Origin of the sequence: Pseudoalteromonas sp. 20-MNA-CIBAN-0454, assembly GCF_040308685.1 — a bacterium.
In the GTDB taxonomy this organism is placed as follows: domain Bacteria; phylum Pseudomonadota; class Gammaproteobacteria; order Enterobacterales; family Alteromonadaceae; genus Pseudoalteromonas; species Pseudoalteromonas nigrifaciens.
The window spans coordinates 1-13,393 of sequence record NZ_JBEOOB010000054.1 but is presented as its reverse complement, the minus strand read 5'-3'; the positions used below and the strand labels follow the sequence as shown (position 1 = coordinate 13,393).

Annotated in this window: 13 protein-coding genes; 4 read left to right on the top strand and 9 right to left on the bottom strand. The window is 40.1% G+C overall.

Going from position 1 to position 13,393, the window contains the following annotated elements:
- Nucleotides 1-243: 243 nt before the first annotated feature.
- The 3 genes from recG to asnC are packed head-to-tail and all read right to left on the bottom strand — an operon-like array spanning nucleotide 244 to nucleotide 3,571.
- Nucleotides 244-2,325: an ATP-dependent DNA helicase RecG gene (gene recG, locus AAEZ22_RS17290; protein ID WP_352298166.1), complete on the bottom strand. Its 2,082-nt coding sequence runs from the start codon at nucleotides 2,323-2,325 to the stop codon at nucleotides 244-246.
- Nucleotides 2,326-2,385: 60 nt separating this feature from the next.
- Entirely contained in the window at nucleotides 2,386-3,072 is a 687-nt protein-coding gene (trmH, locus tag AAEZ22_RS17285) for a tRNA (guanosine(18)-2'-O)-methyltransferase TrmH (protein WP_179808274.1), read from the bottom strand.
- A 40-nt stretch (nucleotides 3,073-3,112) separates the two neighbouring features.
- Nucleotides 3,113-3,571, bottom strand: a complete 459-nt coding sequence (asnC, locus tag AAEZ22_RS17280) for a transcriptional regulator AsnC (protein WP_011329434.1) — start codon at nucleotides 3,569-3,571, stop codon at nucleotides 3,113-3,115.
- Nucleotides 3,572-3,762: 191 nt separating this feature from the next.
- Here asnC and asnA point away from each other — a divergent pair, with 191 nt between their 5' ends.
- A complete protein-coding gene (gene asnA / locus AAEZ22_RS17275; RefSeq protein ID WP_182684580.1) occupies nucleotides 3,763-4,758 on the top strand; it encodes an aspartate--ammonia ligase in 996 nt (331 codons plus the stop codon).
- Between the two features lie 102 nt (nucleotides 4,759-4,860).
- On the opposite strand, the gene AAEZ22_RS17270 is transcribed toward asnA, so the two are convergent.
- The 6 genes from AAEZ22_RS17270 to AAEZ22_RS17245 form a co-directional block, all read right to left on the bottom strand.
- Nucleotides 4,861-6,468, bottom strand: a complete 1,608-nt coding sequence (locus AAEZ22_RS17270; RefSeq protein WP_011329432.1) for a flagellar assembly protein A — start codon at nucleotides 6,466-6,468, stop codon at nucleotides 4,861-4,863.
- Between the two features lie 153 nt (nucleotides 6,469-6,621).
- The gene (gene ridA, locus AAEZ22_RS17265; RefSeq protein ID WP_011329431.1) at nucleotides 6,622-7,014 is read right to left on the bottom strand and encodes a deaminase RidA; all 393 of its coding nucleotides are present in this window, start codon (nucleotides 7,012-7,014) and stop codon (nucleotides 6,622-6,624) included.
- A 12-nt stretch (nucleotides 7,015-7,026) separates the two neighbouring features.
- Nucleotides 7,027-9,135, bottom strand: a complete 2,109-nt coding sequence (gene spoT / locus AAEZ22_RS17260; RefSeq protein ID WP_011329430.1) for a bifunctional GTP diphosphokinase/guanosine-3',5'-bis pyrophosphate 3'-pyrophosphohydrolase — start codon at nucleotides 9,133-9,135, stop codon at nucleotides 7,027-7,029.
- A 128-nt stretch (nucleotides 9,136-9,263) separates the two neighbouring features.
- Nucleotides 9,264-9,539, bottom strand: a complete 276-nt coding sequence (gene rpoZ, locus AAEZ22_RS17255; protein ID WP_011329429.1) for a DNA-directed RNA polymerase subunit omega — start codon at nucleotides 9,537-9,539, stop codon at nucleotides 9,264-9,266.
- Between the two features lie 125 nt (nucleotides 9,540-9,664).
- Nucleotides 9,665-10,285: a guanylate kinase gene (gmk, locus tag AAEZ22_RS17250; RefSeq protein WP_011329428.1), complete on the bottom strand. Its 621-nt coding sequence runs from the start codon at nucleotides 10,283-10,285 to the stop codon at nucleotides 9,665-9,667.
- A 116-nt stretch (nucleotides 10,286-10,401) separates the two neighbouring features.
- Nucleotides 10,402-11,262 (bottom strand): YicC/YloC family endoribonuclease, encoded by an 861-nt coding sequence (locus tag AAEZ22_RS17245; protein ID WP_011329427.1) that lies wholly within the window; start codon nucleotides 11,260-11,262, stop codon nucleotides 10,402-10,404.
- Between the two features lie 163 nt (nucleotides 11,263-11,425).
- On the opposite strand from AAEZ22_RS17245, the gene rph reads away from it, so the two are divergent.
- The 3 genes from rph to AAEZ22_RS17230 are packed head-to-tail and all read left to right on the top strand — an operon-like array spanning nucleotide 11,426 to nucleotide 13,238.
- Complete coding sequence (gene rph / locus AAEZ22_RS17240; RefSeq protein WP_011329426.1) at nucleotides 11,426-12,139, top strand: ribonuclease PH; 714 nt, start codon at nucleotides 11,426-11,428, stop codon at nucleotides 12,137-12,139.
- 18 nt (nucleotides 12,140-12,157) lie between these two features.
- Nucleotides 12,158-12,802 (top strand): orotate phosphoribosyltransferase, encoded by a 645-nt coding sequence (pyrE, locus tag AAEZ22_RS17235; RefSeq protein ID WP_011329425.1) that lies wholly within the window; start codon nucleotides 12,158-12,160, stop codon nucleotides 12,800-12,802.
- A gap of 55 nt (nucleotides 12,803-12,857) precedes the next feature.
- On the top strand, nucleotides 12,858-13,238 hold the full coding sequence (locus AAEZ22_RS17230; protein WP_011329424.1) for a diacylglycerol kinase: 381 nt from the start codon (nucleotides 12,858-12,860) through the stop codon (nucleotides 13,236-13,238).
- The last annotated feature ends 155 nt before the right edge of the window (nucleotides 13,239-13,393 follow it).

The window sequence follows — 13,393 nt, the reverse complement described above, 5'->3', positions numbered from 1 at the left end:
TCCCGCGTAGGTTGGGCGAGCGTAGCGACACCCGACACTCAAATCATAAAAACATCACCACTAGCCAATGAATGTGGTGTATTTGCACTGTGACTCTCCACCGCTGTGGGCACCACGACATTGCCAGGCTCCAAATCGAGAAAGCCCGATTGAAAATAATCGGGCTTTTTTACGTCTGCAGAAAAGTGTAATTTAAGCTGGAAAGTACTAGGGGTAGTCTCAATATTGTGAAAGAGCGCAGTTTTAAGCTAGTGCGTAGTTGGATTTATTACCAAGCCATCTACTTATAAGTGCATCTACTTGTTTTGGGTGCTGTATTAGCATTTGCTGCGCTATTGGCCTGACTTGATTTAAAGTGTGTTTGTCGCGGGTTAGATCGGCAATTTTAAATTCAGCTAAACCGGTTTGTTTAGTGCCGAGCACTTCACCAGGGCCGCGGATCTCTAAGTCTCGCTCAGCTATAACAAAACCATCGTTACTATCTCTTAACACGCCCAGACGCTTTTGTGCTGTATGTGAGAGAGGTGCATGGTATAAAAGTACACAATGCGAAGCGGTAGCTCCACGCCCTACTCGACCACGTAGTTGGTGTAATTGTGCTAAACCTAAACGCTCAGGGTTTTCTATAATAATCAAACTGGCATTAGGTACATCCACTCCTACTTCAATGACTGTGGTTGCGACTAAAACATGAATATTACCAGCTTTAAACTCACTCATAATGGCTTGTTTTTCTGCAGCTTTCATCCGTCCATGTATAAGGCTTACGTTTAGCTCTGGTAAGGCTTCTTTTAATTGCTGCGCGCTATCTTCGGCGGCTTGGCATTGCAGCACTTCTGATTCATCAATGAGCGTGCATACCCAATAAACTTGCCTGCCTTGCTCATGGCAGGCTAATTTAACGCGCTTGATAATATCGCCTCGACGAGTGTCTGGTAATGCCACTGTTGTTATGGGTGTTCGACCCGGTGGTAATTCATCTATTACAGAGGTCTCTAAATCGGCGTAAGCGGTCATTGCAAGTGTGCGAGGTATAGGTGTTGCTGTCATGACTAGTTGATGTGGGTAACAGTCGCCAAAGCGGCCTTTTTCACGCAGTGATAATCGTTGATGAACACCAAAACGATGTTGTTCATCGATAATAATAAGCACGAGATTATGAAATTTCACCTCGTCTTGAAATAACGCATGGGTGCCGACGATCATTTGCGCCTCACCGGAGGCTATTTTTTCAAGAGTAGCTACACGTTCTCTACCTTTAGTTTTACCTCCAAGCCAGGCAACTGTAATACCTAATTGGTTAAACCAGTTATTAAAGTTAATCCCATGCTGCTCGGAGAGAATTTCGGTAGGAGCCATTAAAGCTACCTGAAAACCTTGTGCTATAGCAGTCAATGCACTTAATGCTGCTACTAATGTTTTACCTGAGCCAACATCGCCTTGTACTAAACGCATCATAGGGTAAGGCTGTTGTAAATCACCTTTAATTTCGGCGACTACACGACTTTGTGCATTGGTTGGATCAAAAGGGAGTTGCGCTAAAAATTGGCTTTCTAATGCGTTGTTAGGATTTAAGCTGACAGCTTTAACTTGTTGCCCTTGTTGGCGTATTTTTAACAAGCTGAGATTTTGCGCTAGTAGCTCTTCAAAAACGAGCCGCTGCTGAGCTGGATGAGTACCTTGTTCAAGTGCAATTACGTCTATGTCGTTAGGTGGGCGATGTAATAATAGTAAGGCATCACTTAGCCCTAAATTAGAAGGTTGCCATTGCGCAGGAAGCAGCTCCTCTACTGAATATTTTTGCAATAGATTAATAGCTTGATCGCTAAGTGCTCTAATTGATAATTGCTTTAAACCTTCAGTGGTTGAGTAAACCGGAGTAAGCGTTGTAGCCGTAGGCTGCTCATTGGGTGTGTCGCTTATGCTATATTCCGGATGACTCATTTCAAAGCCTACACGGCCACGGCGAACTTCACCAAAACAACGTATTATTTTTCCTGCACTGAGGGCGTTTTTTTGTGCTGCGGTAAAATTAAAAAATCGTAGTGTAAGTCTGCCGGTGTCATCGTTTATTTGGCAAACTAGCATGCGCCTTTTACCAAAGGTGATCTGGCTTGTTTCAATTGTTGCTTCCACGCTTACATGGCTGTGTAATGAAAGCTCGTTTATAGTATAAAGCCGGGTGCGGTCTTCATAGCGAAGAGGTAAATGAAACAGCATGTCTTGTACTGTAGAAATACCTAGCTTTAGCAATCGCTCGGCCATTTTAGGGCCAACGCCTTTGAGTTCTGTTATTGGGTATTGGCTTAAGCTAGGTTTAGACAAGGTGGGCTCAAATCTTATTATTTGTAAGTGAGTTAAGTGTACTTATAGTGCGACGTGGCATCAAGCATGTTTTAAAGCTTGCCAAAACTGTTCATCAGCTACTATTTCACCGTGCTCATCGAGTACCGGGTAGGGAAGCTTTTTTAGCTTACATTGCCGAGCAATAATAGGGTGACACCCTTCAAAATAAATGGGATGTTTAATTTCATCACTCAGCATATTGCGACTATAAAGGCCTGCAAGTTCGCGCTGACGTTGAGCTTCAAAGAGTATTAATGCAGCTGCAACGGATACATTAAGTGATTGCACCATCCCTTGCATGGGTATAATAATGTTTTGATCAGCGTGTTTTAAAGCTTGCTCTGAGATCCCTGTTTTTTCTTGGCCGACAATAATGGCGGTTGGCTTAGTATAGTCTATTTCTCTAAAATCAACGGCATCGGTTGATAAGTGAGTCGCGAGTATTTGTATATCGGGATTACGAGCACGCATGGCTGTTGCCGCATCGTCAATATTTTTATGTAAATGTGTTTCCAGCCAGTTTTTACTACCACCAGAGGTATTATTAGTAAGCCATTTTTGATTTTCTGGCCATACGGCATGCACATGATGACAACCTACGGCGTCTGCACTTCTTACGATAGCGGAAAGGTTATGGTGTTTATGCACGTCCTCTAAACACACTGTTAGGTCAGTTTGTCGGCGCGAAAGTACGTCTGCGATTCTTTGATAGCGAGTTTGCTGCATGATTATCCTCTTTTTCAGTAATTATACGAGATTTTTAGTGTTAAGGCATTACTGTGCGGCTAATTGGGTTTTGTAGCGATATAAGAGTTTCTGTTGATTGAATAGCTTCAATTGCTTGTATTTTATTTATCAGTACATCTTGCAGATGATCGATTGAGCGAGTCATTACTTTGATAAAAATACTGTAGTTACCAGTGGTGTAATAAGCTTCAACAACTTCCTCTAGTGCTTCTAGTTTAATTAAGGTTTGCGGATAGTCGCGTGCACTATTTAAATTAATCCCAATAAAACAGCACACGTCATAGCCCAACTGCTTGGTGCTGATAGTTAACTGAGTTCCTGTGATGATCCCCGCTTGCTTCATTTTTTCAATACGAACATGAATTGTGCCGGCACTCACATTAAAACGTTTTGCTAATTCTGCGTAGGGTGTGCGTGCATTGGCCATTAATGCATGCAGAATCTGTTTATCGAGATTATCGATTTGATAATTTTCCATTACCTTTACACTCTTTGATTGTTGAATCTTAATGTTTTATAGCATTTAATTGACGCTTTTAATATGTTAAAGCTATTTTTATTGTGGGTTATTGAATTAAATAATTAAATTGTTACGATAACCATATTGAAGCGTTATTTAAGACGCAATGAGTTACGAAAGTACAATAACTGGGAATGAGGCCAATTATTATGAGTTCACTTTATGTGCAGCAGCAGCAGCAAATAAGTCAAGTTAAGCATTTTTTTTCACAGCAACTAGAGCAGCAATTAGGATTAATAGAAGTACAAGCTCCTATACTTGCTCGAGTGGGCGATGGCACTCAAGACAACTTAAGTGGCCATGAAAATGCGGTAGCTGTAAATATAAAAGCTATTCCAGATAGCCGTTACGAAGTAGTGCACTCACTTGCAAAGTGGAAACGTAAAACATTAGGAGATCATAGCTTTTCTCATGGTGAAGGCATTTATACACAAATGAAGGCGTTACGCCCAGATGAAGACTCGTTGAGTCCTATTCACTCAGTATATGTTGATCAATGGGATTGGGAAAAGGTGATCTGCCAAGATAGCGAGCGCACACTAACTACACTTAAACAAACAGTTGAAGCAATCTATACCGGTATTAAAAAAACGGAACAATTTGTTAGCGATAAATTTGGTATTACGCCATTTTTGCCAAGCAGTATTACATTTGTACATAGCGAAGAGCTGCGAGAAATGTACCCAGATTTTAGTGCTAAGCAACGAGAAAAAGCGATTGCACAAGAGTACGGGGCGGTATTTTTAATTGGCATTGGTGGTAAATTGAGTGATGGTAAAATTCATGATGTAAGAGCACCAGACTACGATGACTGGTCAACGCCAACCTGTGACAAATACGCAGGATTAAATGGTGATATTTTAGTGTGGAACCCATTATTAGAAGACGCATTTGAGCTATCTTCTATGGGGATCCGCGTTAGTCCAGATGTGTTGCAAAAACAATTAAGTATGACGAGTGACGAAGACCGTTTAGAGTTTGATTGGCATAAGGCATTAATACAAAATAAATTTCCGCAAACAATTGGTGGCGGTATTGGTCAATCTCGTCTTGTTATGTTGTTATTACAAAAACCACATATTGGCCAAGTACAAGTGAGTGCATGGCCGCAACAAACTCATGCTGCATTTGATGGCTTGTTATAAATAATAAGGCCAATTAGCATAACTGCTTGGGCAATTTAACAAATTTAAATAGCCCCTTAGTTAAGTAGGTTGATTTAATGAGTGCTTCAAAAGCACTCATTTTTAATGCGTTTTAAATTCTACCTCAATTTTATTATTTTGTAGCTTTACACTACACGGAGGATAAGTTCGCGTTGTTTTGAGTACTTTATCAAAAATATGTATCACTACACCTGAATGTAAAACACTGTTAACTGCTAAATTGGCATTATTCAATAAATCATGTAAATTATTTTCTAGGTTTGATAAGCGCTTTTCTAACTGCTCGGCTTGTTGGCAGTAATGCTGTTGAGTCGCGCCAATTTTCCCAATAAGCATATTCTTTTTTTCTATATCCTTAAGTAAATCGGCTTTTTCTAATGCGGCTTGTAAGGTATCAAGTTGTTTATCGGTATTTGCTAAGTCTTGAAAGCAATTATCGGTATCAGCAGTGATTTCGGCCCCCGATGCAGCTAAGTTAATGACCATTTTTGCCCCCGATTCATTGCCTATTTCCCCAGCAATAAGGGTTGTTGCATTTAGCACTTCTCCGCCAAACAGCCTACCCTTGGGGAGCTCTGCTTGACCAACTTGTAGTAGATTAACAGCCTTTATTGAGCAGTGACTTGCTTGGCGTTCAATGAGTATATTAGTTGCTTCAAGGTAGCTATATTGTGCATGTGAAATATAGATGTCACCTTTGCAGTTGAGCGTGCAAGAGAGTGATTTATCTTCAGGTTTATAATGGCCAATAATCCCTTGTTTTACGGTAATGTTACCATCGGCTGTTAACTGTGCAGACTCAACAGTACCAAAAATAGTAATATCGCCTTTAGCCTTTACTCGCATACCTGGCTCAATGTTGCCACTAACAATAACGCTGCCATTAAAATCAATATGACCACTTTTTACTGTAACTTCCGATATGGTAAAAATATCATCAACACGCATGCCATTATTTATTTCAACCGGTACACCAGCAATAGTAGAGACAAGTTCAAGTGGGTTAGATTTTGATATTTCAGTGCCTTCACCAGAAACTAAAGAAAGTATCTCGCCTGATTTAGCTGGGAGTAAGTCGCCAAGTACATTAAACCCTTCTTTTCCTGGCGTGGCTGGTTGCTGGCGAATAAGTGTTTCGCCGGGGCTTACACTGGCTAATTTACCAAAGTCGCGCATATCAACACTGCCATCATCTTTTAGTTTTGGTGTTTTTAGACGATCTTTAAGGGTTTTTACTAAAGTATTAAATTTAGTATCTTGGCCATCAATAGGTAATCTGCCTTTAGCCAAAATGCCTTTAGTTGAGCTTCCGGCAGGCATTTCAAATTGTTTTTGCAGGAGTTTTTCTAAAAAAGCTTGTTTATAACCTCTTGCTACTCGCGCTTTTACCAGCTGCATTTTTGCATCATCTAAACTAAGAACATTACCGCCTTGAGCTAGTGTTAATTCGCCAATAGCGAGCATTTTGTCATCACTAATAGTCACGCTTAATATTGCATCGTGTTTAGTTGCTACTACTAAGATAGGCTCAGGGTTTTTACTTTTAAAAAAGTTATTTATAGAGTCATAATCTATTTTACAATCACAAAAATTCGACTCTTCTAGTGCTTCAATTATAAAAGCGGCTGAAGGGGGCGAGTGCTTACCGATATCAAGTAATACATTTCCATTATGAGCAAGCTTAAACACGAGTTAATCCTTTTTACTATCAAAGTTAAGTTTGTTTATATGACAGAATAATAGAGTGCTAGAAATTTACTTTTGAGTCAAGAATTGAGGGTAATAATGCGCAGGAAGTAGCAGAATAAGAGCTATAGCTTTGGCTATAGCTCTTAGAATAAATTAGTTAGTTGAAGGTAACTCCATAATTCCATCAATTTCAACTTGTACATTTTTAGGTAAAGCTCTTACACCAATAGCTGCACGGGCAGGGTATGGTTTTTTAAAGTATTGGCTCATTACTTCGTTAACTATTGCAAAGTTAGATAAGTCGGTAAGGTAAATATTCACTTTTACTAAGTCTTGAATTTGACCACCTGCTTCTTCACATACCGCAGCAATATTTTTAAATACTTGGTGTGTTTGCTGCGCAAAGTCTTCTGATATGACTTCCATCGTCTCAGGTACTAAGGGTATTTGACCAGATAAATAAACAGCAGTGCCTACTTTAACTGCTTGGCTATAAGTGCCAATTGCAGCAGGTGCTTTGTCGGTAGAGATAAATGCTTTATTCATGTGTTTCCTATTTTACTTTTTACGATAGACCTTTTGCACATCAGGCATCACACGAATGCGACGCATAATATTAGCAACATGGATACGGTTTTTAACGGTAATCCCTAAATCTATCACGTATAAATTACTTTCTTTTTCATCGGTGGCAATTTCTACAATATTAGCTTGTGTTGTCGCAACCACATTAGTTAACTTAGCGAGTGCACCTTGGTGGTTAATAATTTCAACACGTAAAGCCGCAATATATTCTTTTTCAGGGTTGTCATCCCATTTAACCACTAAGTATTTAGAGCGATCATTTTCCCACCCACGAATGTTTTTACATTCTTGGCGATGAACTGTTAGTCCTTTACCTTGGCTGATGTGTGCAGTAATAGCATCACCAGGAACAGGACGGCAGCATTTAGAATAGTTAACCAGCATGCCTTCAGTACCAATAATGGTTGCCTTAGCTTGCTTGGCAATATTGGCTACATCACCATCCTCGTTTTGCAATAAACGTTTTGCAATTAGCATACTCATTAAATTTCCAGAACCAATCTCAACTAATAACGCTTGTACTGTAGTGAGCTCATGCTCTTTAAGTACTCTGTCGATATTTTCTTGGGCAATACTGTCGAGCTTACTTTCACCCAATGCAGAATCGAGTAAACGTCGGCCTAAAAGGAGTGCTTCTTCGTGATGCTGGCTTTTAAGGTAATTACGAACCCCTAAGCGCGCTTTACCTGTAACAATAAAGTTTAGCCAAGTTGCATTAGGGTGAGCGCCAGAGCTGGTAATTATTTCTATCGTTTGCCCTGTATCAATTGGTTTACTCAACGGGTAAGGTTTGCGATTAACACGTGCGCCAACACAAGTGTGGCCCACGTCAGTATGCACCGCATAAGCAAAATCAACCGCTGTTGCGCCCATAGGTAGCTCAATAATACGACCATCAGGTGTAAATACGTAAATTTCTTCAGGGAATAATTCAGTTTTTACATTTTCAACAAACTCAAACGACGAGCCAGCGCTTTGCTGTAACTCTAACAGGCTTTGCATCCATTGGCGTGCACGTTGCTGTGCAGTACTTCCAGCGCCACCATCATTTGCTTTTTTATACATCCAATGTGCAGCGACCCCTTTATCTGCCATATGATCCATGTCATGGGTACGGATCTGAATTTCAACCGGAATCCCATGCGGACCCACCAAAGAGGTATGTAAAGACTGGTAGCCATTTGTTTTTGGCACGGCAATATAATCTTTAAAGCGAGTTTCAATTGGTTTATATAAATTATGCGCTACGCCTAAAACGCGATAACAGATATCCATAGATTCAACCGCGATTCTAAACGCATAAATATCCATTACTTCATTAAATAGCAGCTCTTTATTAAGCATTTTTTTATAAATGCTATAAATATGCTTTTCGCGACCAGACACAGTTGCCTTTATTCCTGATTGCTCAAGACGCATTTCTATTTCGTTTTGAATGTTAGAAATAACTTCCTTGCGATTACCTCGTGCTTTAGCTACTTCAGATTTAAGTGCACGATGACGCATCGGATATAAAGCCTGAAAACCTAAGTCTTCTAGCTCATTTTTAATATCATGAATACCTAAACGATTGGCTATTGGCGCATAAATTTCTAATGTTTCGCGGGCAATACGGCGGCGCTTATCAGGGCGTAGTGAGCCTAATGTGCGCATATTGTGCGTACGATCGGCAAGCTTGATTAAAATAACCCGAATATCTTGGGTCATTGCCATAATCATTTTGCGGTAATTCTCAGCTTGGAATTCTTTTTTATCTTTAAAGCTAAGTTTATCGAGCTTACTTACCCCTTCAACTAATTCAGCAACAGTATCACCAAAAATTTCAGCTAAGTCTTGCTGGCTAAAATTAGTATCTTCAATAACATCATGCATCAACGCAGCCATAAGTGTTTCATGGTCAAGATGCATACTTGCAAGAATTTGGCTTACTTCAACAGGATGAGTTATGTAGGGCTCGCCACTTGAACGAGTTTGTCCTTCATGGGCCTCTCGGGCTACCACATAGGCTTTTTGCACCAGCTCAACGTCGGCGGCTGGCAAGTATTCTGAGATTTTCTTTTTAAGACCTTCAAAAAGATACATTCACACTCCAATGTTCTTGTGAAGCAAATAGGAAACGGTAAGTTAAGAATATACGATGAAAAGACAGGATTGCCAACGGCTAGTGAAGAAATACTGCGCCGTTGGCTAAAATCAGACCGGGAGGTCGATTATTGGTTGCCACCAACAATAGCAGCAACAGCAGCTAATTCAGCTGCTTCTTGATGTTGTTGCTCTTCACGATCAATAACGTCCATTGATGAGCTATCTACCAAACCTAATTCAATTTCACGTAAAGCAATTACCGTAGGCTTGTCGTTTTCAGGGTCTACTAGTGGTCTTTTACCACCAACAGCAATTTGACGGGCACGACGGGCCGCAACTAAAATTAAGTCAAAACGATTACCAATTGCATCTACTGCATCTTCAACTGTTACGCGGGCCATCTCAGCACTCCAAAATAATTTAAAAGCAAAGGCGTAGTTTACTGCAAGCAGCCTGTTTCGCCAATAGCCAGTGGTTAATTTTTATCTGTTTTACTTGCTTAATAGCAATATAAGCAAAGCTTACATTATTTAAGTAAGCTATTTAGTAAACTTTGATGACGAACGCTTTGCATTTTTAATGTTAAACGCTGCGCCATAACAATTGTTTCTATGTCGGTTAGTGCAGTATCAAAGTCATCATTAACAATTACAAAGTCGTATTCGTTGTAATGTGACGTTTCTGATTGCGCTTGTGCCATACGCCCAGCAATAATTTCTTGCGAGTCTTGGCCGCGGTTATTCAAACGTTGCTCTAGCTCTGCCTTTGAAGGCGGTAAAATAAAAATAGTTTGTACACTAGGCATAATTTTACGCACTTGCTGCGCACCCTGCCAATCAATATCTAAAAACACATCAATACCAGCATCTAGTTGCGACTCAATAGCTTGTTTTGAAGTGCCATAGTAGTTATCAAACACTTGCGCCCATTCAAAAAAGTCATCTTTAGTTATGAGTGCTTTAAATTCATCGGTTGATACAAAATGGTAATGTACACCATTCTCTTCACCAGGTCGTTTAGCGCGAGTCGTGTGTGATACAGATACCTTCATATCCGTATGCTTTTTCAATAACGCATTTATTAAGCTTGATTTACCCGCTCCCGATGGTGCCGATAAAATAAATAAGTTTCCGCGAGTTTGAGCCATGTTTTTCTCTATCTAAAATAAATAGGCTTGAGTTATAAATAACTCAAGCCTTTAATAACACTATTGCACTTTAATTAACTCTTAGTGCTCAATTTTAAGGCTTGAACATTAAAGCATTACTCAATATTTTGGATCTGCTCACGCATTTGCTCAATCAGCACTTTTAGCTCTACAGCGGCAGTAGTAATGTCACTATTGATAGACTTAGATGCTAATGTGTTTGCTTCGCGGTTAAACTCTTGCATCATAAAGTCTAAACGACGACCACATGCCCCGCCTTTTGTAAGAATTTTTTTGGTTTCTTTAACATGCGACTTTAAGCGATCTAATTCTTCAGCCACATCTTGTTTTTGGGCTAAATAAATAAGCTCTTGTTCAAGGCGTGATTCGTCAATATTAGCCGTTAAATCTTCGAGTTTTTGCGCTAACTTTTCGCGCTGCCATTTGGCAATTTCAGGCATGTGTGTTTCTACAATAGCTACTTGCTCTAAAATAGCTTCAAGGCGAGTAGCTATCATCTCTTGTAGGTTTTCACCTTCATCACCACGTGCAGATTTAAAATCTTCTACTACTTGGTCAAAGCCTGCAATAAGTGCAGTATTTACACTATCCATATCAAGCTCTTGTGCTTCCATAACACCAGGCCAGCGTAGTATATCAACTGGGTTAATGTCACCATCACTGTGTTGTTGTACCCACTTAGCACTATTTATTAGCTGCTCTGCAAGTGCTTCATTAATTGACAGCTCGCCAACATGCGCAGGGTTTGCTACAAACTTTAAGAAAACTTCAACTTTACCGCGTTGTAAATGTTTACGTAAGCGCTCACGAATTACTGGCTCCATGCCACGAAATTGCTCTGGTGCACGAATAAATGTTTCAAGGTAGCGCTGGTTCACTGAACGAACTTCCCAAGTGCCGGTGCCCCAATCGCCTTTTATTTCGCGACGCGCGTAAGCAGTCATACTGTGGATCATGGATAGTTTCCTAAAATTAATAAATACAATATTACAATGATTATACCGTAACACTGCTTAAGCTCTAGGGAAAATTTAATAGACTGAATATTTTACAATCAGCATGGCATCTACACCGACATGCACTTATAATGTCGCAAATTCTGAATTAAGGGGATCGTCAATGCGTCCAAGCGAAAGAACAGCTAACCAAATTAGACCTGTTACATTTACACGTAATTATACTTTGCATGCAGAAGGCTCAGTACTTGTTGAGTTTGGTAATACTAAGGTGCTTTGTACTGCCACAGTTGAATCGGGTGTACCTCGTTTTATGAAAGGCCAAGGTAAAGGTTGGATCAATGCAGAATACGGTATGTTACCGCGTGCAACGCACACACGTAATGCCCGTGAAGCGGCGCGTGGAAAGCAGGGCGGTCGTACTATGGAAATTCAACGCTTAATTGCGCGTGCACTTCGTGCTGCTGTTGATTTAAAAGCGCTTGGCGAAAACACTATTACTATTGATTGCGATGTTATTCAAGCTGATGGCGGAACACGTACCGCATCTATTAGTGGTGCCTGTGTTGCATTAGTTGACGCACTTACGCATATGCGTGCTAAAGGGATGATCAATTCAAACCCACTTAAATACATGATTGCAGCAATTTCGGTAGGCATCTATAAAGGCCAAGCCATTAGTGATCTAGAGTACATAGAAGATTCAGCAGCAGAAACCGATATGAACGTCATTCTGACCGAAACCGGCAAAATTATCGAAATTCAAGGAACTGCCGAAGGTGAACCGTTTTCGTTCGACGAACTCGATGAGTTACTTACATTAGCTAAGCACTCTATTCGTGAAATTATCGACGTACAAAAGCAAGCATTAGCATAACGCAAAGGATCACTGTATATGAAAGATTATCAAATAGAGTTTATTGAGTTCGCTTTAGAAAAGCAGGTATTAAAGTTTGGTGAATTTACTTTAAAGTCAGGCCGCACTAGCCCGTACTTTTTTAATGCTGGTTTATTTAATACAGGACGAGATTTAGCGCGTTTAGGCCGTTTTTATGCTGCAGCATTAGAAGATGCCGCCATTGAGTACGATGTATTATTTGGCCCTGCTTATAAAGGTATTCCTATTGCAACGACAACCGCAGTTGCTTTAGCAGATCATTACAATAAAGATGTACCTTATTGTTTTAATCGTAAAGAGAAAAAAGCACACGGTGAGGGTGGCACATTAGTAGGCTCTGAACTTAAAGGTAAAATCATGCTAGTGGATGATGTGATCACCGCCGGCACTGCTATTCGTGAGTCGATGGAAATTATCGCAGAGAATGGCGCAGATCTAAGTGGTGTATTGATCGCCCTTGATCGCCAAGAAAAAGGTAAAGCCGAGTTATCAGCTATTCAAGAAGTTGAACGAGACTTTAATACCAAAGTCATCTCTATTGTAAAACTAGCAGATCTAATTAGTTACCTTGAAAGCCAAGGGACTATGGATCAGCATTTAGCCTCAGTTAAAGCTTACCGCGACCAATACGGTGTAGCGTAAATAAAAGCCTCGCAATGCGGGGCTTTATTTTGACCTTCATTTATAGAGTTTATTAATGAAAGATGTATTAAAACCAAATGGCCTCGGTCTCAAGCGTGTTTTTAAAGCAAGCTATTGTTCGTACCTTGGCTTTAAAGCCGCGTTTAAAGAAGAAGTCGCATTTAGACAAGAGCTACTCCTATGCATTATTTTGTTACCACTATCATTTTGGTTAGCTTCGTCATTACTTCATTGGGCACTACTTGTTAGTACGCTACTGATTATGCTTATAGTCGAATTATTAAACTCCGCAATTGAAGCCCTAACCGATCGGGTAAGCACAGAGCGGCATGTATTATCAGGTAGAGCCAAAGATATGGGATCTGCTGCAGTAACACTTGCATTGTCGATCGTCGTGATCATCTGGGGCATTAGCCTTTATATAAAGATCGTTTAACCCTACTTTTAAATATGAGAAGGTATAAAAATATCTTTAGTTGTTAATAGCTTGCTAGTTATGTTGTATTTTTAACGTGTTTAGCTCAAATACTCAGCGAACAGCAGTTTATTTCAAGTTTTCTTTAAAAAACAGTTGATCTGTTTTCGGATCTC

Excerpts from the sequence above, each read along its gene's own strand:
- trmH (WP_179808274.1), bottom strand. The coding sequence starts at position 3,072 with ATGCAGCAAACTCGCTATCAAAGAATCGCAGACGTACTTTCGCGCCGA.
- asnC (WP_011329434.1), bottom strand. The coding sequence starts at position 3,571 with ATGGAAAATTATCAAATCGATAATCTCGATAAACAGATTCTGCATGCA.
- asnA (WP_182684580.1), top strand. The coding sequence starts at position 3,763 with ATGAGTTCACTTTATGTGCAGCAGCAGCAGCAAATAAGTCAAGTTAAG.
- ridA (WP_011329431.1), bottom strand. The coding sequence starts at position 7,014 with ATGAATAAAGCATTTATCTCTACCGACAAAGCACCTGCTGCAATTGGC.
- spoT (WP_011329430.1), bottom strand. The coding sequence starts at position 9,135 with ATGTATCTTTTTGAAGGTCTTAAAAAGAAAATCTCAGAATACTTGCCA.
- rpoZ (WP_011329429.1), bottom strand. The coding sequence starts at position 9,539 with ATGGCCCGCGTAACAGTTGAAGATGCAGTAGATGCAATTGGTAATCGT.
- gmk (WP_011329428.1), bottom strand. The coding sequence starts at position 10,285 with ATGGCTCAAACTCGCGGAAACTTATTTATTTTATCGGCACCATCGGGA.
- AAEZ22_RS17245 (WP_011329427.1), bottom strand. The coding sequence starts at position 11,262 with ATGATCCACAGTATGACTGCTTACGCGCGTCGCGAAATAAAAGGCGAT.
- rph (WP_011329426.1), top strand. The coding sequence starts at position 11,426 with ATGCGTCCAAGCGAAAGAACAGCTAACCAAATTAGACCTGTTACATTT.
- pyrE (WP_011329425.1), top strand. The coding sequence starts at position 12,158 with ATGAAAGATTATCAAATAGAGTTTATTGAGTTCGCTTTAGAAAAGCAG.
- AAEZ22_RS17230 (WP_011329424.1), top strand. The coding sequence starts at position 12,858 with ATGAAAGATGTATTAAAACCAAATGGCCTCGGTCTCAAGCGTGTTTTT.